The organism is Pseudomonas sp. LBUM1662, from assembly GCF_059695915.1.
In genome coordinates this window covers 1,949,354-1,967,192 of the sequence record NZ_CP166793.1, presented here as the reverse complement: position 1 = coordinate 1,967,192, position 17,839 = coordinate 1,949,354, and the positions used below count along the sequence as shown (strand labels likewise).

Annotated in this window: 20 protein-coding genes and 1 riboswitch; of the genes, 5 read left to right on the top strand and 15 right to left on the bottom strand. The window is 61.3% G+C overall.

Going from position 1 to position 17,839, the window contains the following annotated elements:
* Positions 1–620: 620 nt before the first annotated feature.
* The 3 genes from ACA049_RS08850 to ACA049_RS08840 all read left to right on the top strand — a co-directional run bounded on the left by ACA049_RS08850 (position 621) and on the right by ACA049_RS08840 (position 3,023).
* On the top strand, positions 621–845 hold the full coding sequence (locus tag ACA049_RS08850; RefSeq protein WP_008031832.1) for a hypothetical protein: 225 nt from the start codon (positions 621–623) through the stop codon (positions 843–845).
* Positions 846–1,122: 277 nt separating this feature from the next.
* Positions 1,123–1,605, top strand: coding sequence for a hypothetical protein (locus tag ACA049_RS08845; RefSeq protein ID WP_140670565.1), 483 nt, complete (start codon positions 1,123–1,125; stop codon positions 1,603–1,605).
* A gap of 146 nt (positions 1,606–1,751) precedes the next feature.
* Positions 1,752–3,023 (top strand): OmpP1/FadL family transporter, encoded by a 1,272-nt coding sequence (locus ACA049_RS08840; RefSeq protein WP_497334720.1) that lies wholly within the window; start codon positions 1,752–1,754, stop codon positions 3,021–3,023.
* 89 nt (positions 3,024–3,112) lie between these two features.
* On the opposite strand, the gene ACA049_RS08835 is transcribed toward ACA049_RS08840, so the two are convergent.
* The 14 genes from ACA049_RS08835 to cobO all read right to left on the bottom strand — a co-directional run bounded on the left by ACA049_RS08835 (position 3,113) and on the right by cobO (position 14,633).
* On the bottom strand, positions 3,113–3,664 hold the full coding sequence (locus ACA049_RS08835) for a glutathione peroxidase (protein ID WP_497334718.1): 552 nt from the start codon (positions 3,662–3,664) through the stop codon (positions 3,113–3,115).
* Positions 3,665–3,719: 55 nt separating this feature from the next.
* Positions 3,720–3,842: a hypothetical protein gene (locus ACA049_RS08830; protein WP_497334716.1), complete on the bottom strand. Its 123-nt coding sequence runs from the start codon at positions 3,840–3,842 to the stop codon at positions 3,720–3,722.
* A complete protein-coding gene (locus ACA049_RS08825) occupies positions 3,839–5,047 on the bottom strand; it encodes an MFS transporter (RefSeq protein WP_497334714.1) in 1,209 nt (402 codons plus the stop codon). Before ACA049_RS08825 ends, ACA049_RS08830 begins: the two co-directional genes overlap by 4 nt.
* Before the next feature lie 52 nt (positions 5,048–5,099).
* Positions 5,100–5,504, bottom strand: coding sequence for a MarR family winged helix-turn-helix transcriptional regulator (locus tag ACA049_RS08820; RefSeq protein ID WP_497334712.1), 405 nt, complete (start codon positions 5,502–5,504; stop codon positions 5,100–5,102).
* Between the two features lie 138 nt (positions 5,505–5,642).
* Positions 5,643–6,377 (bottom strand): adenosylcobinamide-GDP ribazoletransferase, encoded by a 735-nt coding sequence (locus tag ACA049_RS08815; RefSeq protein ID WP_497334710.1) that lies wholly within the window; start codon positions 6,375–6,377, stop codon positions 5,643–5,645.
* Between the two features lie 2 nt (positions 6,378–6,379).
* Complete coding sequence (gene cobC / locus ACA049_RS08810; protein ID WP_497334708.1) at positions 6,380–6,955, bottom strand: alpha-ribazole phosphatase family protein; 576 nt, start codon at positions 6,953–6,955, stop codon at positions 6,380–6,382.
* Positions 6,952–8,007: a nicotinate-nucleotide--dimethylbenzimidazole phosphoribosyltransferase gene (gene cobT / locus ACA049_RS08805; RefSeq protein ID WP_497334706.1), complete on the bottom strand. Its 1,056-nt coding sequence runs from the start codon at positions 8,005–8,007 to the stop codon at positions 6,952–6,954. Before cobT ends, cobC begins: the two co-directional genes overlap by 4 nt.
* Complete coding sequence (gene cobU, locus ACA049_RS08800) at positions 8,004–8,525, bottom strand: bifunctional adenosylcobinamide kinase/adenosylcobinamide-phosphate guanylyltransferase (RefSeq protein WP_497334704.1); 522 nt, start codon at positions 8,523–8,525, stop codon at positions 8,004–8,006. The genes cobT and cobU overlap by 4 nt, the downstream gene beginning before the upstream one ends.
* A gap of 118 nt (positions 8,526–8,643) precedes the next feature.
* On the bottom strand, positions 8,644–10,095 hold the full coding sequence (locus tag ACA049_RS08795; RefSeq protein ID WP_497334702.1) for a cobyric acid synthase: 1,452 nt from the start codon (positions 10,093–10,095) through the stop codon (positions 8,644–8,646).
* Positions 10,092–11,084, bottom strand: coding sequence for a threonine-phosphate decarboxylase CobD (cobD, locus tag ACA049_RS08790; RefSeq protein ID WP_497334700.1), 993 nt, complete (start codon positions 11,082–11,084; stop codon positions 10,092–10,094). The genes ACA049_RS08795 and cobD overlap by 4 nt, the downstream gene beginning before the upstream one ends.
* Positions 11,077–11,985 (bottom strand): adenosylcobinamide-phosphate synthase CbiB, encoded by a 909-nt coding sequence (gene cbiB, locus ACA049_RS08785; RefSeq protein ID WP_497334698.1) that lies wholly within the window; start codon positions 11,983–11,985, stop codon positions 11,077–11,079. Before cbiB ends, cobD begins: the two co-directional genes overlap by 8 nt.
* Positions 11,982–12,632: a 5,6-dimethylbenzimidazole synthase gene (gene bluB / locus ACA049_RS08780; RefSeq protein WP_497334696.1), complete on the bottom strand. Its 651-nt coding sequence runs from the start codon at positions 12,630–12,632 to the stop codon at positions 11,982–11,984. The genes cbiB and bluB overlap by 4 nt, the downstream gene beginning before the upstream one ends.
* Positions 12,629–14,011, bottom strand: a complete 1,383-nt coding sequence (locus ACA049_RS08775) for a cobyrinic acid a,c-diamide synthase CobB (RefSeq protein ID WP_497334693.1) — start codon at positions 14,009–14,011, stop codon at positions 12,629–12,631. Before ACA049_RS08775 ends, bluB begins: the two co-directional genes overlap by 4 nt.
* 10 nt (positions 14,012–14,021) lie before the next feature.
* Positions 14,022–14,633, bottom strand: coding sequence for a cob(I)yrinic acid a,c-diamide adenosyltransferase (cobO, locus tag ACA049_RS08770; protein ID WP_497334691.1), 612 nt, complete (start codon positions 14,631–14,633; stop codon positions 14,022–14,024).
* 81 nt (positions 14,634–14,714) lie between these two features.
* Positions 14,715–14,947: riboswitch (cobalamin riboswitch) on the bottom strand.
* Positions 14,948–15,102: 155 nt separating this feature from the next.
* Here cobO and ACA049_RS08765 point away from each other — a divergent pair.
* Positions 15,103–15,687, top strand: coding sequence for a hypothetical protein (locus tag ACA049_RS08765; RefSeq protein WP_497334689.1), 585 nt, complete (start codon positions 15,103–15,105; stop codon positions 15,685–15,687).
* A gap of 67 nt (positions 15,688–15,754) precedes the next feature.
* Entirely contained in the window at positions 15,755–17,068 is a 1,314-nt protein-coding gene (locus ACA049_RS08760) for a PQQ-dependent sugar dehydrogenase (protein WP_497334687.1), read from the top strand.
* A gap of 102 nt (positions 17,069–17,170) precedes the next feature.
* Here the strand turns inward: ACA049_RS08760 and ACA049_RS08755 are convergent, their stop codons facing one another.
* Entirely contained in the window at positions 17,171–17,824 is a 654-nt protein-coding gene (locus ACA049_RS08755) for an O-methyltransferase (protein ID WP_497334685.1), read from the bottom strand.
* Positions 17,825–17,839 lie beyond the last annotated feature (15 nt).

Below are 17,839 nucleotides of genomic sequence, written 5' to 3'. Positions count from 1 at the left end.
CTTCGCGGCAGTTATATCGATGCGCTTTTTCGGAGCGTTTTGTAGAGCGCTTCTGGGGATAACCTTGGCAAACCCTTGGCCCAGGCCTGTGCCGGACCGACGACCAGTAGTCGGAAATTGTCCTGTTACGGAGCAAGATTGCGCGGTGCTGGAATTATTTTGCCTTTGCGCTTCCCTTCGCAAACTCGATCCGTTACTATCCGCGGCGTTAGTACCAAGCTGAAAGTCAATTCTGGTCGAACAAATCCTCCCGGTCAGCCTTCCCAACGGAAGCCTCTACCGAACAAGCGGGATCGACCACCTCGATGGTTTCCAGGTAAACCTTGCGCCAACACAGCCTTTGAACGAAAGCAAAGGGTGTTGCGAAGCTCACTTACTCTGACCGAACCAGCCTGCAAATTGATCAGGATCTTCACCCCGGGCCCAGAACCTTTGCCCTTGATGTGTTGCCTGCCCTCCTAAGTACCTACCTGCCAGCCCAAGCGCGCCAATTATCAGCGCTTCAAACTGGCTGCTTTGTTCCAGTCGGGTTCTTCGTTCGACCAATGGTGGTCGTCGTCACTGGAACGTTTTAATTTTGCACGGCTCTTATCCGTGTCGCTTGTAGGAACACCCATTTAATGACTACTCAAATCCACACCCAGGACGCCATCCGCACCCTGACCAACGCTTTTGCACCAATGAACTGCCTGATCATGGCCGCTCGCAAAGGCTGCTTCAGCTTCACTCTGGTCAACGAACACGGCATCGCTCGTCACAGCGAACGCCTCTACCCCGATCAATACTCCAGCGCAGAACCGCTGCAGGCCGTGATCGAGCGTACCCGTCAGGCACTCGTTGCCTGATACGCCAGAAAGACTGAAAACCTCAAAAGCCCTGCTCAAAAAGCGGGGCTTTTTATTGCCCGATATTTCTCAGCGAACAGCCTGCCGCTAAGCACTAACCGATATAACGGTTATAACTCGAAGCCACAAATATTTTAAAAACAGACCTTTACAGCGCGAATATGACACTACACTTCAACTCAAGCGGCTTGAACCGCTTCCGGCGAGCCTGAGTCGATTCACCAGCTGCCAACGCTTACTTCAGGTATCGCCGCCCACTTCATGTTCCGAGGGCTTTATGGGTATCGCTGCCAGCGAACTGTGCCGTTATGTGATCCGTCCGACATTGATTTACCTCGGGCGCCATAGCGCAACCGCCGAATCCCTGCTGCTGGGCATTGCCGCCAGTCAGTCAGCCCTTGGTTCCGCCCTGCATGACCGCCGTGGACACGGCCTGTACCGAATCGCCGAACCCCGCCACCAGGCACTCTGGGATCATTACCTGGCCCTGGACCCGGAGCGTGCGAGTCTCGTGCGCGGTCTGGCCAGCCAGCATGCCTTCCTCAGCGGGCCGCACCTGGAATTGACCGTCAACCTGCGTTACGCCACAGCCATCGCCTGGCTGCTGGTAGAAGAACAGAACACCCCCCTCCCCGCTGCAGATGACTTGTTGGGAATGGCCCGAATCTGGCGCCAGACTTTTCAGCCTCAAGGTCGCCTGCGCGACTTCACCTACGCTTGGCAAACCTGTGTTTCACCGCTGAATCAGGTCGCCTGCTGACCCACCGGTTTCCAAAGATCCTGCATCGGGTCGTGATTCTGGTCGGATTGTCCTACAAAACCGCTCTAACTCAAGCCATACAGCCTATAGCGCTGGGACGAAAATGTTGGTAATTTTCGCCCCGGTGATCACCAGGAGTTCTAATAATGAAAAAAGTAATGCTCAAAACCACCATTAGCCTCGCCGTTGCCATGGCATCCACCCAGCTCTTCGCAAGTGGCTTTGCCCTCAACGAACAGAGCATCAGCGGGATGGGTACAGGTTTTGCCGGGCGATCTTCCTCTGCCGACGACGCATCCACCATTGCAGGCAACCCTGCCGGCATGTCTCGCCTCAAGCGCGAACAAGTGACCGGCGGTGTTGCATTCATCGACGCGCACACTGACATCAGTGGCGCCAGTTCCAGTCCGAATGGCGGTACCAACAAAGGTGACATGGTCCCTTTCATGGGCGTGCCGATGGGCTACTACGTCAAGCCAATCGATGACCATTGGGCCGTCGGTTTCGGCGTCTACGCTCCATTCGGCCTGGTGACCGACTACGAGAACGGCTTTGCCGGCCGTTACTTCGGCAGCAAGAGCGAAGTGAAGATCGTCACCCTGCAACCGACTGTCAGCTACGCGTTCAACGACAAGGTCTCCATCGGTTTCGGCCCGACCATCAACCGCATCGACGGCACCCTGGAATCGAACCTGTCGATCACCCAGGCCGCGCAGGACGGCAAGGTCAAGATCGAAGGTGACGACACTGCGCTGGGCTACAACATCGGCTTGCTGGTCCAGGCCACCGACAGCACCCGCGTCGGCCTGACCTACCACTCGAAAGTGAAGTACAAGCTCGAGGGCAACACCAAGGTCAACTACAACGTGCTGGGCCTGATCGGTCAGAACCCAAGCCAGAAGTACGACGCCTCGCTGGATCTGACCACGCCTGAATCGGTGGACTTCTCGGTCACTCATCAGCTGGACGACAAGTGGACCCTCTACGCAGGCAGCACCTGGACTCGCTGGAGCCGCCTGAAAGAAATCACCGTCGATAACAAAGGTGTTCCGGCGGTCCTGAACGGTCAGTTCGGCACCATCACCGAAGAACAGAACTGGCACGACACCTGGGCTCACGCCATCGGCGCGTCCTACCAGTTGAACAAGCAATGGGTATTGCGTACCGGTCTGTCCGTCGACCAGGCGCCGACCAACAACACCGACCGCTCCCCGCGCATTCCGACTGGCGATCGCAAGATTTTCAGCCTGGGTGCTGGCTGGAGCCCGACCGACGACCTGACCATCGACGTCGCGTACTCGTACCTGCGTGAAGAGTCGGTCAAAGTCGACAACAGCAACAACCGTGGCCAGAACTACAACGCCAAGTATGAAAACTATGCGAACGGTTTCGGTGTAGGCGCGACCTACCGCTTCTGATGATTCACGGCGAGCCTCAACCACTCGCCAGCTGAATCAAAAAAGCCCCGCTCTCTTGTACAGAGGCGGGGCTTTTCAGTGGGCGTCAATCAGGGTTGCGAGGCCAGGGCTTTTTCCACCGCCTCGATGAACTCAGGGTCGTCGGGCTTGGTCAGGCTGGAGAAATTGGCAATCACCTTGCCCTTGCGATCGACCACGTACTTGTAGAAATTCCATTTCGGCGCGCTGGACTGTTTGGCGAGGACCTTGAACAGGTGAGTCGCGTCGTCACCGCGGACTTTCTGCGGCTCGGTCATGGTGAACGTCACGCCGTAGTTCACGTAGCAGACCTTGGCGGTCTCAGCGCCGTCCTTGGATTCCTGCTTGAAGTCATTGGACGGAACGCCGATCACCTCCAGCCCCTGATCCTTGTAACGCTGATTCAGCGCCTCAAGGCTTTTGAACTGCGGGGCGAAACCACAGAAGCTTGCGGTATTGACCACCACCAGCGGCTTACCCTCAAACCGTTGGCACAGGTCGATGGATTCCTTGGCGCGCAGCTTGGGCAACGAGCCCTGCAACAACTCCGGGCACTCGGCCGCTTGGGCCAATCCGGTAAACGCCATCAGCAACGCGGGGACTGCAATCCAGCGCATCAGCATGTCGGTGCATCCTTGATCAATGGTCACAAACGAAGTTACTCGCCCTCGCCTGTTCCTAGCAAGCGCCCATGCCCAACTGCATCAGTGCCAGTCCGCCCTGATGCCAGCCCCACCAGGCCAGCGCCAGCAGCAAGGCGCCGCCAGCGGCAACCGCTATCTGCGGCCAGAAACTGTTCATATCGCACTCAACCGGGTTTGCAGACGCTCGACCGGCTGCTCACGCACCGGCCAGTTGAGGGCTGCGGCCAACAGACTCAAGAGAATCGCCACTTGCCAGATCAAGTCATAGCTCCCGGTTTTGTCATACACCACCCCGCCCAACCAGCCGCCGAGGAACGAACCGAGCTGGTGGAAGAGGAAAACAATCCCACCGAGCATGGACAGATTTCGCACACCGAACAAGGTCGCCACCGTGCCGTTGGTCAACGGCACGGTCGATAGCCACAGGAAGCCCATCGCCATGCCGAACAGGTAGGCGGTGGTCGTGGTGACCGGCGCCCACAGGAACAGCGTGATCACCACAGCACGCAGCAGATACAAACCGGTGAGCAAACGCGGTTTGGACATGCGTCCGCCGAGCCAGCCTGCGGTGTACGTGCCGAAGATATTGAACAGCCCGATCAGCGCCAGCACCGTGGTGCCCACCGTCGCCGGAAGGTGCTGATCCACCAGGTACGCCGGCAAATGCACACCGATGAACACCACCTGAAAACCGCAGACAAAAAAACCGAACGCCAGCAGCCAAAACCCCGAATGAGAGCAGGCTTCGCGCAGCGCTTCAGAGAGGGTTTGTTCATGGCCGAGCACCGGCAGCGGTTTGTCCTTGAGCATGCTCACCAGCGGAATAATCAGCGCCACCAGCAGGCCCAACACCAGCAATGCCGCGGACCAGCCCAGCCAGCCGATCAATCCCAGCGTCCCGGGCAACATGGCGAATTGACCGAAAGAACCGGCGGCGCTGGCGATACCCATGCCCATGCTGCGTTTCTCCGGCGGCACGGCGCGACCGACCACGCCGAGGATCACCGAGAACGAAGTGCCCGACAGGCCGATGCCGATCAACAGGCCCGCACTCAGGGACAACGTCACTGCCGAGTCGGACAAGCCCATGCACACCAGGCCCAAGGCGTACAGCACACCACCGACCAGCACCACTTTCGCCGCACCAAAGCGGTCAGCCAGCGCGCCGGTGAACGGCTGCGCCAGGCCCCAGATCAGGTTCTGCAAGGCAATGGCGAAGGCAAACGTCTCACGCCCCCAGCCGAACTCGGCACTCATGGGCGCCAGAAACAGCCCGAAGCCGTGTCTTACCCCCAAGGACAACGCGAGAATCAGCGCACTCCCCACCAACACCCAACCGCATGTACGCCACATCGATGTCATTCTTATTCTCCGGTAGCGGGTATATACCCGCTTAAGATCGAACAAACTGGCTTCAAGCCAGTTCGTCCAGCAATCGCAGCAAGGTTTCGCGTTTCTCGGCGCCCAAGCGGTCGATCAACCGCTGTTGCGCCGCCTCCCAGGCTGGCAAGGCAGCTGCCAGTCGTTCTGCACCTGCCTCGGTCAGCCGGACAATGCGGTTACGCATGTCCTCGCCCTCGACCAGCGCCACCAGGCCCTCACCTTCCAGCACCCGAAGATTGCGCCCCAAGGTGCTGCGGTCCAGGCCCATGGCTTCGGCCAGGGTGGAAATACTCGGTTCATTCAGGCGCTGCAAATTGCACAGCAAAGAATACTGGGCAACGTTGATCCCGAAGCCGTCGAGAGCGCCGTCGTAATGCCTGCTGACGCCACGGGCGGCGCGACGCAGGTTGATGCATAAACATTGAGAGTCGAGCATGGTGCGTGTATATACCCGCGGTTAAAGGAAAGCAAATTTTTGAAACATATTACCGTAGGAGCGAGGCTTGCCCGCGAAGGGCGCAATGAGGTTTGTCTGCCAAACCGCATTTCCGTTCTTCGCGGGCAAGCCTCGCTCCTACAGGATCAGGGCAACGCCCACCAACACCGCCATCTCCAGCAACTCCAGCATCGCCCCGGCCGTATCGCCCGTTGTCCCGCCCAATCGCCGCAGCATCACCTGCCGCAACCAGATGAACATCCCTCCCGCCAGCACCAGCGCCCAGACACCGCTGAACCCTGCGATCAGCACACATGCCAACGCACTGAGCGCCAACACCTGCTTGCCCGCCGAGCGCGGCAAATGATCAGCCAACGCCTGCCCCAACCCGCCAGCACGCACATACGGTGTGGTCAGGAACAAACCCAACATGGCGCTGCGGCCAATCAGCGGAACGATGATCAGCAAAACACTGTGCTGCTGCTCGATCAACGCCAGCAACGCGGCGAATTTCAGCAGCAACACCAGCACCAGCGTCACCACCGCAATCGGCCCACTGCGCGGGTCTTTCATGATGGTCAGCGTGCGCTCGCGATCGCCGAAACCACCCAGCCACGCATCGGAGCTATCGGCCAGACCGTCCAGGTGCAACCCGCCGCTGAGCAATACCCAAACCGTCAGCAGTAGCGCGGCGTGAAGCAACACAGGCGTGCCCAGCAACAGCCAGTTCAGTGCCCACAAAATGGCGCCGAACAGCAGCCCGACCAGCGGATAAAACAGCAGCGACCGACCCAGTTCCTGAGGTGCGGGCATGCCCGGCAGACGAATTGGCAAACTGCTGAGAAATTGCAGGGCGATCCAGAAGGGCAACATGGTCAATTCGCTTCCTTGAGAATGACGCCTGGCTCGACGCACAATGAAAACAGCGAACCGTGGCCGACCTCGACATTCAGCAACTGCTCTCGCGGCAAACCCCGCGCCTGAGCCAGTAACAAACGCATGACGCCGCCATGGCTGATCAACAGGATCCGTTCGCCCGCATACGCCGCGTGCAGACGCTCTACCGCCGCCAGTACCCGCGCGGAGAAATCCCCGACCGGCTCACCCTCAGGCGGCGTAAACGAATAGGGATCGGCCCAGAACAGCCCCAACCCTTCTGCGTCTGTCTCCATCAGCGCCGCCGCGCTCTGCCCTTCCCAGGCACCGAAGTGCAGTTCTTGAAGATCTTTGTCCAGATGCACGGGCAGACCCAGCTGCGCACCGAGTTCGTCAGCAAACCGCGCACAACGTTGCAACGGCGAACTGATCAACCGATCCCACGGCCCATGCTCGACTACCGCCGCGCGCATCTGCTCCCAGCCCTTGGCGGTCAGTGCATCGTCGAGGCTGCCGCGCAAACCGCCGCCGAGTTCGGTTTCACCGTGGCGCAGGAGATCCAGGCGCATCGTCATGCCGGACGGTCCGCCACTGCCGCTTCGGCGAAGGTTGCCATCTGCCCGTGAAGATCGCAGGCCAGACGCAGCAACGGCACGGCCAGCGCGGCGCCACTGCCTTCACCCAGGCGCAAGCCGAGGTCCAGCAGCGGCTCGGCGTTGAGGGTTTCCAGCACATGGCGATGACCCGGCTCGGCGCCGCGATGGCCAAACAACAACCATTCACGACATTCAGGGTTCAAGCGCACCGCCACCAATGCGGCGACGCTGCAGATAAAGCCGTCCACCAGCACTGCAACGCCTGCCTGGGCGCACGCCAGATACGCGCCGACCAGCGCCGCAATCTCAAAACCGCCGAGGTTGAACAGGGTTTGCAACGCATCGCCACGTTGAGCGCCGTGCAATGCCAAGGCACGTTCGATGACCTGGGCTTTGTGGCTGACGCCCGCCGCGTCGAGACCGGTGCCCGGCCCGGCCAGATGCACCACCGGGCAATCGAGCAAGGCGCAGGCCAGCGCGCTGGCCGCCGTGGTGTTGCCGATGCCCATCTCGCCACCGATGAACAGCTGCGCACCGGCGGCGACGGCACGCTGCACGCTGTCGCGACCGGCCTGCAAAGCGAGTTCGCCCTGGGCCTGCGTCATGGCCGGGCCTTCCACGAAGTTGGCCGTGCCCGCACCAATGTTGAGGTGACGCACGCCCGGCAGGTTCAACGACGGCGTTACGGTGCCGAGGTCGACCACTTCCAGGGAAGCTCCGAGCTGGCGCGCCAGCACGCTGATTGCCGCGCCACCGCTGACGAAGTTGTGCAGCATCTGCCCGGTGACTTCCTGAGGAAATGCCGACACACCCTCAGCAACAACGCCATGATCGCCCGCAAAAATGGCAATCCACAGCTGATCGAGACTCGGCTTGACCTGGCCCTGCAGCCCCGCCAATTGCACGGCCACCGCTTCGAGTCGGCCGAGGGAGCCGGCGGGTTTGGTCAGCTGCTGCTGACGTGCCTGCGCCTGCTCGACGGCTTGCGCGTCGATCGGCTTGCACGGGTTCAGCCACCAGGATTGGGTCATAACGCAGTTCCTTTCAAAGTCAGGGGCAGGCCGGCGACGGTCAGGACGACACGTTGGCAGCGCTCGGCCAGGGCTTGATGCAGCCAACCGGCTTCATCGACATAGCGGCGAGTCAATTCGCCCAGCGGCACGACACCCATTCCGGTCTCGTTGCTGACAAAAATGATTTCACCCGGCAGTGAGGCCAGGCAGTCCAACAGGGCTTCGCGTTCAGCGTTGAGGCGTTCGGCGTCGTCGAGCATCAGCAGATTGGTCATCCACAGGGTCAGGCAATCCACCAGCAGGCAACGCTCGGCGCTGGCGGTTTCGCGCAGTACGCGGGCGAGTTCGATCGGTTCTTCGATCAACGCCCACTCGGCCGGGCGACGGGCGCGGTGGTGGGCGACGCGTTCGTTCATTTCACCGTCGAGGGGTTGGCTGGTGGCGATGTAGGTGACTTGAAGCTGGCTGTCGGTCGCGAGTTTTTCAGCGAGGCGACTTTTGCCGGAGCGGGCGCCGCCGAGGATCAGTTGGAGCATGGCTCATTCCTTAAATATGCGGTGTAGCTACTGGCCTCTTCGCGGGCAAGCCTCGCTCCTACAGGTCTGCCCCGCTCTTGACCTTGTAGGAGCGAGGCTTGCCCGCGAAGGCGTCCTCTCAAATCCCGCAGAGTTCACGCAACAACGCGGTATCCAAATGCTTCTCCACCAGATCCGCCAACCGCTCGATATCCCGCTCGCGCAACCCGTGGTAATCCACTTCCTGCACATCCTGCAAACCCGCCCAACGCAGCAGCGCACTGCAGGCTGCCGGGGATTCAAACAGGCCATGCAGGTAGGTGCCAAAAATCTGCCCGTCAGCACTTTGCGCACCATCGCAGCGACCATCGTCCAGCTGCACGGCCGCGTTTTCCAGCGCCGGCCCGGTGGTGACACCAGCATGAATTTCGTAGCCGCTGACTTCAGCATTTTCCAGCACCAAATGCCCGCGCACATTACGCAATTGCTTCTCTTCTTCGAGCTGCGTTTCAAACGCCAGCAAACTCAGGCCGGCACTGGAACCCGGCGCGCCTTCGAGGCCCAGCGGATCGTGCACCTGCTCACCGAGCATTTGCAGACCGCCGCAAATCCCCAGCACCTTTCCGCCATAGCGCAGATGACGATTGATTGCTGTGTCCCAGCCACTCGCCCGCAGGTACGCGAGGTCACTGCGCACGCTTTTCGAGCCGGGAAGAATGATCAGGTCGGCCGGCGGAATCGCCTGGCCGGGGCCGATGAATTGCAGGTCCACTTGCGGATGCAGGCGCAGCGGATCGAAGTCAGTGTGGTTGCTGATGCGCGGCAGCACCGGCACCAGCACTTTCAGCACGCGCTCAGCCTTGTCGGTCTGGCGCTGATCGATGCCGTCCTCGGCTTCCAGGTGCAAGTCCATCACATACGGCAGCACGCCGATCACCGGTTTTTCGGTGCGCGCTTCCAGCCAGTCGAGGCCGGGTTGCAGCAAGGCGATGTCACCGCGAAAACGGTTGATGATGAAGCCTTTGACCCGCGCCTGTTCGGTCGGCGACAGCAGTTCCAGCGTGCCCACCAAATGGGCGAAAACCCCGCCACGATTGATGTCGGCGATCAACACCACCGGGCAATCCACCGCTTCGGCAAAGCCCATGTTGGCGATGTCGCCGGCACGCAGGTTGATCTCGGCCGGCGAACCCGCGCCTTCGACCATCACCACCGGATACGCCGCGCTCAATCGTTCATGGGAGGCCAGCACCGCTTGCATGGCGATGGCTTTGTAGTCGTGATAAGCGACCGCGTTCATCGTAGTGACCGCGCGACCATGAATAATCACTTGGGCGCCGGTGTCGCTGTTGGGTTTGAGCAGCACCGGATTCATGTCGGTGTGCGGCTCAAGGTTGGCTGCCTGGGCCTGCACGGCTTGGGCACGGCCGATTTCGCCACCGTCGGCGGTCACGGCACTGTTGAGTGCCATGTTCTGCGGCTTGAACGGCACGACGCGCACGCCCTGACGCGTGACCCAGCGACACAACGCCGTCACCAGGGTGCTTTTACCGGCGTCGGACGTGGTGCCTTGCACCATCAACGTAGTCATTGGGTTTCCTTGGTGAAGGCCTGAAGTGCTTGTTCGAGACGCTGCCAATCGGCCTCATCCGCAGGCAAGCCGAAACGCACGCTGCTGTTGTGTGCGAACAACCGCAACAAGATGCCGCGCCTTGCCATGAAGTCGTGAAGCAACTCGGCCTGCTCGGTAATCAGCCATTGAAACAAGGCGCAACCGCCCTGCGGCTGCAAACCATACTGCCCGAGCAACAACGCCAGACGCTCACTGGCCGCTTCGCTACGCGCTCGCTGTCTTACATGGCCTTCGGTGTCCAGCAAACAGGCTTGGCCCAATACGCGTGTCGGCCCACTGACCGCCCACGGCCCCACCTGTTCGGCGAGCAGTTTGAGCAGCTTGCGCTCAGCCAGCACAAAGCCCAGCCGCACACCGGCCAAGCCAAAAAACTTGCCGAAGGAACGCAGCACGATCAAGCCGACCAGATGGGCAAACGAAGCCAGGCTCAGGTGCGGCGTGTTGTCCATGAATGCTTCGTCCACCACCAACCAGCCACCGCGCGACGCCAGCCGGGCATGCCAGTCGAGCAGACGACTCGGGGTCATGCTCAGGCCCGTCGGGTTGTTCGGGTTGACCACCACCAACACGTCGAGGCTGTCGATATAGAAGTCGACTTCCTGTTCCAGCACTTCACGCACGACATAGCCATTGCGCCGCCAGGCTTGCGCGTGTTCGGCGTAACACGGCGACAGCACGCCGACCTTGCCGGCCCGACGCAGACGCGGCAGCAACTGAATGGCCATTTGCGAACCGGCGACCGGCAGCACCTGCGCGGCGCCGTAGTAATCGCAGGCTGCCTGTTCCAGACCGTCATCGGTTTCCGGCAAACGCGCCCAGGCTCGCAGCGGAATGTCCGGGACCGGGAATGGCCACGGCGCGAGGCCGCTGGACAGGTCCAGCCAATCGGCTTCGGCAATGCCGTATTCGAGCGCCGCCTTGCGCAAGCGGCCACCGTGCTCAAGCATAGAATTCAGCTCCCACGCAGAGAATCAGCAGCCATAACCATACCCCGCGCTGGACCAATTGCCAGCCACGGTCGATGGAGTCGGCATCCGCCGGCACACCTTCGCCCAGTTGCGGACGCTGATGCAGTTCACCGTGATAGATCGCCGCCCCGCCCAACTCGACGCCAAGCGCGCCGGCACCGGCCGCCATCACCGGCCCGGCGTTGGGGCTGTCCCAAGTCGGACCCTGAGTGCGCCAGCATTTCAAGGCCAGTCGGGTTTTGCCCAGCAGCGCGTAGGTCAACGCCACCAGACGCGCAGGAATGTAGTTAAGGACGTCGTCGATTTTCGCCGCCGCCCAGCCGAAACGCTCGAAGCGTTCGTTGCGATAACCCCACATGGCATCGAGGGTGTTGCTCAAGCGATAGAGCACCACGCCGGGCGCGCCGGCCACGGCAAACCAGAAAAGCGCGGCAAACACCGCATCACTGCCGTTCTCCAGGACCGATTCGGTGGCAGCGCGGGCGACTTCGGTTTTATCCAGTTCGCTGGTCTGACGGCTGACCAGATAGCCCACGCGTATGCGCGCTTCAATCAGATCGCCACTGCGCAGGGCCTTGGCCACCGGCTCGACGTGCTCACCGAGGCTGCGCATGCCGAGGGCGCAATAGAGCGCAAGAATCTCGACGATCCAGCCGACATAAGGCGCCCAGGAAAACGCCGTGGCCAGCAAGGTCAGCGGCAACACCGCAATCACCCAAGCGGTGACGCCGTGACTGCGCCAGCCGCGCCCTTCGCCATTGAAACGTTGCTCGATGCGGTCGGCAAAACGGCCGAACGCCACCAGCGGATGCCAGCGTTTGGGTTCACCCAGCAGCGCGTCCAGCGCAACCGCGGCGACACTCAATAACGCCACACTCATTGACTCACTCCCCAATAATTTTCATACAGCAACTCACTGAGCGGACGCGCCTGCGCCCACCCTTCGAGTACCAGCATCGGCGCCGGATAGAATTCCTTGACCGGGCCGAGACAAAGAACCGCCAACGGCTTGGCTCCGGCGGGTAAACCCAACAGGTCCGCCAGCGCTTGCGGCTCGAACAGCGACACCCAACCCATGCCCAGACCTTCGGCGCGGGAGGCCAGCCACAGGTTCTGGATCGCACAGGACAACGAAGCCATGTCCATTTCCGGCAAGGTGCGACGACCGAAGATGTGGCGCTCGCGATCGTCCATCAGCGCAGCGACCAATACTTCGGCACAGTCGTTGATGCCTTCGACCTTGAGCTTCATGAATTCGTCGGTGCGCTCGCCGAGGGCTTCGGCGGTGCGGATGCGTTCTTCTTCCACCAGTTGCCGGATCTTTCCGCGCAGGGCCCGGTCGCTGATGCGGATAAAGCGCCAGGGTTGCATCAGGCCGACGCTGGGGGCCTGGTGGGCGGCTTCGAGCAGGCGCCGTAACAACTCGGGCTCGACGGTGCCGCCGCTGAAGTGGCGCATGTCGCGGCGTTCAGCTATTGCCCGGTAGACCGCTTCGCGTTCGGCTTCGGAGAATGCGTTGTCGGTCATGGCCTCTTCGCGAGCAAGCCCGCTCCCACAGGGGTTAGGTGATCCATTGTGGGAGCGGGCTTGCTCGCGAAGGCGTCCTCACAGTTGGGCGCAAACAGTGCGGCAACCGCCGAAGGATTGGACGGAAAATAAAAATGCACATAAGAGGCCGTCATCCGCCCCTCACGATAAACCGCCTCCGCCCCACGCCCGCCATTCGGACTCAGGCCACGAGCAATCGGCTCAAGCTCGGTGCTGGTCAGCGAATGGTGATAGGTGTGCCCGCGCAGCGAACCTTCCGGCAACTCAACCGCTTGCAACGCAAGCGCCGCCAGACGCTTCTGCATCACCGCGTCACCGGCCAGCAAGCCGACCAGTTCGGCCCGGGTACCTTCGACATCGGTCAACGAATCGAGCAGGTACAACATCCCGCCGCACTCGGCCAGCAACGGTTTGCCGGCGGCATGATGGGCGCGGATCGCATTCAGCATCAAGGTGTTCTGTGACAGCGCCACATGGTGCAGTTCCGGATAACCGCCCGGTAGATAAAGGCTGTCCGCGTCTGGCAAATCCGCATCGCGGATCGGCGAGAAAAACAGCAATTCGGCGCCCATGGCCCGCAGCAAATCCAGGCTCGCGCCGTAGGTGAAAGCGAACGCTTCATCACGGGCGACGGCGATCCGCACACCGGCCAGCAGAGGCTCGGCGACGATCATTTCAGGGGCCGCGAATTCCACGGGCGGCGGCAGTGCTACGTCGCAACTGCTGGCCAGCGATTCGGCCGCTGCATCGAGGCGCAGATCGAGATCGTTCAACTCACTGGCCTGGACCAGGCCAAGGTGCCGGCTCGGCAATTCGATCCCGGTTTCCCGCGACAAGGCGCCGTACCAGCGCAAGCCTTCCGTCAGGCTGCCTTCGAGCAATTGCGCATGACGCAAGGTGCCCACGCGATTGGCCAGCACACCGGCAAACGGCAAGTCCGGCTGATACTTCGCCAGCCCCAGCGCCAAGGCACCAAAAGTCTGCGCCATCGCCGTGCCGTCGATCACACCGAGCACCGGCACACCGAAGTGCCGCGCCAGGTCGGCGCTGGACGGCGTGCCGTCGAACAGGCCCATGACGCCTTCGATGAGGATCAGGTCGGCCTCACCGGCCGCTTCCCACAACAGGCGACGACTTTCCTGCTCGCCGACCATCCACATGTCCAGTTGATACACCGGCGCACCGCTGGCGCGCTCGAGAATCATCGGGTCGAGAAAGTCCGGGCCGCATTTGAACACGCGAACCTTGCGCCCCTGATTGCGATGCAATCGGGCCAGCGCGGCGGTAACGGTGGTCTTGCCCTGACCGGAGGCCGGCGCGGCGATCAGTACTGCCGGGCAATGACGTATGTTTTTCATAAAATAGTATTCACAGCTCGACGCCTTTTTGCGCTTTGATCCCGGCCTGGAACGCGTGCTTGATCACGCCCATCTCGGTAACGGTGTCGGCCAGTTCAATCATCTCTGGCTTGGCGCCACGACCGGTGACCACAACGTGCTGCATCGGCGGACGCGCCTGCAGGTCAGTCAGCACTTGATCGAGGTCGAGGTAACCGTGCTTGAGCGCAATGTTCAACTCATCCAGCACCACCAGACCAATCGACGGATCGCGCAGCAATTCGCGGGACACCGCCCAGGCGGCTTCGGCGGCGGCGATGTCACGCTGGCGGTCCTGGGTTTCCCAGGTGAAGCCCTCGCCCATCACATGAAAACGCACCTGCTCCGGGAAGCGGCGGAAGAACAGCTCTTCGCCCGTGCTGTTACGGCCCTTGATGAACTGCACCACGCCGCACTGCATGCCGTGGCCCATGGACCGGGCGAGCATGCCGAAGGCCGAGCTGCTTTTGCCTTTGCCGTTGCCGGTCAGCACCAGCAGCAGGCCGCACTCGTTCGGCGAGTTGGCGATGCGTTCGTCGATCACGGCTTTTTTGCGCTGCATGCGCGCCAGATGGCGTTCGTCACGTTCAGGGGAATCAGTCATGGGGGAGCTCTCCGTTGAGGCTGGATAACGGCGGGCAGGCACAAGAATAGACGGCAAGAAGCCTGGCATCGCCCACCGTGATGCCGTTGGATGAATCAGGCCGGTCTCCGGGCTCATGAGCGGCATTCGCCGGACTGCGCGCCTTCCCATGTCGACAGTCGACACAGTGGCTCAAGGCGCAGTCTTCACTCATTTACCGTTGCGGGGGCAGCGCCGGGATCGTGACGTTTCGTCGCGTGAAGATAGTCACTCACCGGCTTCCCTGTTTCACTCTGTCGGCTTCGCCACAGAGCACCTGAAACAAGCGCGAAGGTTAGAGGGTTGGGGGTGGAGCGTCAATTGAAGACAAAGCCCGGGCGGGCGATATACTGCCGCCGGTCAATTTACTGACCCTCCCAACTTGCACCACACTGTCAGCAGTGATATCAAAGCGCCACAACCCAACATCACAATTACAAGGGTGAGCAACATGCAAGGCATGATCATCAGCAATCCGAGGCTGGAATTCCTGCGACCGGTGCTGGAACGCTGGTTTGACTGTATCGACCGCTACAACGCTGTGCGCGGCGATAACGACACGCCTTATTGGTACGACGAAAAAGCCAACCTTGGCTTGCTCTCCGCCGCGGCCTGGATGGCGGAAATGGTTACGTTGCAACAAACGCCGACCCGTAAACAGAACGAAGAAGGCGAACGCAACAGCCGCGCCGATCTGTTTATCGCCACCGCCGAAGAACGCGCCTACCTCCAGGCCACGCAACGCTGGCCGAAGGTCAACAGCCTGAATCTGAGCCAGGCACTGCAAGACATCACCAGCGACGCCAAACGCATCAGCTACACCAGCGACCTGAAACTCGGCTGCCTGTTCGTTGCGCCACAAAAGGCCCAGCAGAGCGCGACGCCGGAAGAACTCCAGGACATGGTCGACGACCTGCAAAAGGAGCACAGCTGCGCCGTGGCCTGGTATTTCCCGTACGCCTATCGCAAGTTGCGCAACGAAGCCGGCAACTATCACCCCGGTATCGCCGTGCTATTCAAGGAAGCCCGCGGCTGACCGGTTGAACCATCGCGCGTCTAATCTTCTCTATGATTAAGTCAATGCACTCATAGGGAAGACCAGCATGCGCAAGCCCCAGCTCGTTCTCGTCATCGCGCTCGCCGGAGGGCTCGCCGCTTGTGGTGAAACCTCCAGCTTGCAAGTCTCCGACGGCACCGGCCCGTCACCCAAGCTGCCCGAACCGAACAAGACTCTGATCCCGACGGTGAATATCGCCCCGGCGATCGGCTGGCCGCAGGGCGCAAAACCCACTGCTGCGGCAGGCACTCAGGTGGCGGCATTTGCCGAGGGGCTCGATCACCCGCGCTGGCTTTATGTGCTGCCCAACGGCGACGTGCTGGTGGCCGAAACCAACGCGCCACCGAAACCCGATGACGGCAAAGGCATTCGCGGCTGGGTCATGGGCAAAGTCATGGGCCGTGCCGGCGCCGGCGTCCCTAGCCCGAACCGCATCACACTGCTGCGAGACAAGGACCACGACGGCATTGCCGAAACCCGCACGGTGTTCCTGGAAAACCTCAACTCGCCCTTCGGCATGACCCTGGTCGGCAATGACCTGTACGTCGCCGACACCGACCGCTTGCTGCGCTTTCACTATGAAAATGGCGACACGGCGATCAAGTCACAGCCGATCAAGGTCGTCGATCTGCCGGGCGGCACGCTGAATCACCACTGGACCAAAAACGTCATCGCCAGCAAGGACGGGAGCAAGCTGTACGTCACGGTCGGCTCCAACAGCAACGTCGGCGAAAACGGCCTGGACCAGGAAGAAGGTCGCGCGGCGATCTGGGAAGTGGATCGCGCCACCGGCAATCACCGGATCTTCGCTTCGGGGATTCGCAATCCAAACGGCCTGGCCTGGGAACCTCAAACCGGTGCGCTGTGGACGGCGGTCAACGAGCGGGACGAAATCGGCAGCGATCTGGTCCCGGACTACATCACTTCGGTGAAGGACGGCGGGTTCTACGGCTGGCCCTTCAGCTATTACGGCCAGCACGTCGACATTCGCGTCGAGCCGCAAAACCCGGACCTGGTGGCCAAGGCCATTGCCCCGGACTACGCGGTGGGCCCGCATACCGCCTCGCTGGGCCTGTCGTTTGCCGAGGGCAACACGCTTCCAGCGCAGTTCAAGGAAGGCGCGTTCATTGGCCAACACGGCTCATGGAACCGCAAACCGCACAGTGGCTATAAAGTGATTTTCGTCCCGTTCGCGGGAGGCAAGCCGACCGGGCAACCGGTGGATGTGCTGACCGGTTTCCTCAACGCGGATGAGAAAGCCATGGGCCGGCCTGTAGGCGTGGTGATTGATCAGCAGGGAGATTTGCTGGTGGCCGATGATGTGGGGAACAAGGTGTGGCGGGTTTCGGCCGCTAAATAGCCGTCCTGTAGGAGCGAGGCTTGCCCGCGAAGGCGTCGGCACATCCAACATTGATGTTGCCCGATCTATAGCCTTCGCGGGCAAGCCTCGCTCCTACAGGGATCAGCGTTTACGACAAAGCGTGAGTCCATCCCCCAACGGCAACAACGACAGATCGACCCGCGAGTCATCCTTCAAGGCGCGATTGAGCGCCTGGATGGCCCGGGTGTCTGCACTCTCGGGATTCTCCTCAAGCACCCGCCCGCTCCACAGCGTGTTGTCGAACACCGCCAGCCCGCCGATGCGCAGCAAACGCAGCGCATGCTCCAGATAGCCTGGGTAGTTGGACTTGTCGGCATCAATGAAGATCAGGTCGAACTGCCCTGGCTGATCCAGTGTGGCGAGCGTTTCCAGCGCAGGCGCCAGGCGCAGGTCAATTCGCTCGGTGAGCCCCGCTTCCTGCCAGTAGCGGCGTGCGATTGCGTTGTAGTCGCCGGGGATATCACAGCAGATCAACGAACCGTCCTGCGGCAACGCAGCGGCCATGCACAAGGCGCTGTAACCGGTGAACGTGCCGACTTCCAGCAAGCGCTTCGCGCCAATGAGTTTGACCAGAAGCGCGAGGAACTGCCCCTGCTCCGGCGCCACCTGCCAGCGAGCCATCGGCAACGCCTGGGTTTCGTCGCGCAAACGCCTGAGCAGCGGCGTTTCCCTCAGGGAAACGTCGAGCAGGTATTGGTACAGGGAATCGTCAAGATTGAGCGTGCGAGCGGTCATGACAACCTCTTCGGA

Excerpts from the sequence above, each read along its gene's own strand:
- ACA049_RS08850 (WP_008031832.1), top strand. The coding sequence starts at position 621 with ATGACTACTCAAATCCACACCCAGGACGCCATCCGCACCCTGACCAAC.
- ACA049_RS08845 (WP_140670565.1), top strand. The coding sequence starts at position 1,123 with ATGGGTATCGCTGCCAGCGAACTGTGCCGTTATGTGATCCGTCCGACA.
- ACA049_RS08840 (WP_497334720.1), top strand. The coding sequence starts at position 1,752 with ATGAAAAAAGTAATGCTCAAAACCACCATTAGCCTCGCCGTTGCCATG.
- ACA049_RS08835 (WP_497334718.1), bottom strand. The coding sequence starts at position 3,664 with ATGCTGATGCGCTGGATTGCAGTCCCCGCGTTGCTGATGGCGTTTACC.
- ACA049_RS08830 (WP_497334716.1), bottom strand. The coding sequence starts at position 3,842 with ATGAACAGTTTCTGGCCGCAGATAGCGGTTGCCGCTGGCGGCGCCTTG.
- ACA049_RS08825 (WP_497334714.1), bottom strand. The coding sequence starts at position 5,047 with ATGACATCGATGTGGCGTACATGCGGTTGGGTGTTGGTGGGGAGTGCG.
- ACA049_RS08820 (WP_497334712.1), bottom strand. The coding sequence starts at position 5,504 with ATGCTCGACTCTCAATGTTTATGCATCAACCTGCGTCGCGCCGCCCGT.
- ACA049_RS08815 (WP_497334710.1), bottom strand. The coding sequence starts at position 6,377 with ATGTTGCCCTTCTGGATCGCCCTGCAATTTCTCAGCAGTTTGCCAATT.
- cobC (WP_497334708.1), bottom strand. The coding sequence starts at position 6,955 with ATGACGATGCGCCTGGATCTCCTGCGCCACGGTGAAACCGAACTCGGC.
- cobT (WP_497334706.1), bottom strand. The coding sequence starts at position 8,007 with ATGACCCAATCCTGGTGGCTGAACCCGTGCAAGCCGATCGACGCGCAA.
- cobU (WP_497334704.1), bottom strand. The coding sequence starts at position 8,525 with ATGCTCCAACTGATCCTCGGCGGCGCCCGCTCCGGCAAAAGTCGCCTC.
- ACA049_RS08795 (WP_497334702.1), bottom strand. The coding sequence starts at position 10,095 with ATGACTACGTTGATGGTGCAAGGCACCACGTCCGACGCCGGTAAAAGC.
- cobD (WP_497334700.1), bottom strand. The coding sequence starts at position 11,084 with ATGCTTGAGCACGGTGGCCGCTTGCGCAAGGCGGCGCTCGAATACGGC.
- cbiB (WP_497334698.1), bottom strand. The coding sequence starts at position 11,985 with ATGAGTGTGGCGTTATTGAGTGTCGCCGCGGTTGCGCTGGACGCGCTG.
- bluB (WP_497334696.1), bottom strand. The coding sequence starts at position 12,632 with ATGACCGACAACGCATTCTCCGAAGCCGAACGCGAAGCGGTCTACCGG.
- ACA049_RS08775 (WP_497334693.1), bottom strand. The coding sequence starts at position 14,011 with ATGAAAAACATACGTCATTGCCCGGCAGTACTGATCGCCGCGCCGGCC.
- cobO (WP_497334691.1), bottom strand. The coding sequence starts at position 14,633 with ATGACTGATTCCCCTGAACGTGACGAACGCCATCTGGCGCGCATGCAG.
- ACA049_RS08765 (WP_497334689.1), top strand. The coding sequence starts at position 15,103 with ATGCAAGGCATGATCATCAGCAATCCGAGGCTGGAATTCCTGCGACCG.
- ACA049_RS08760 (WP_497334687.1), top strand. The coding sequence starts at position 15,755 with ATGCGCAAGCCCCAGCTCGTTCTCGTCATCGCGCTCGCCGGAGGGCTC.
- ACA049_RS08755 (WP_497334685.1), bottom strand. The coding sequence starts at position 17,824 with ATGACCGCTCGCACGCTCAATCTTGACGATTCCCTGTACCAATACCTG.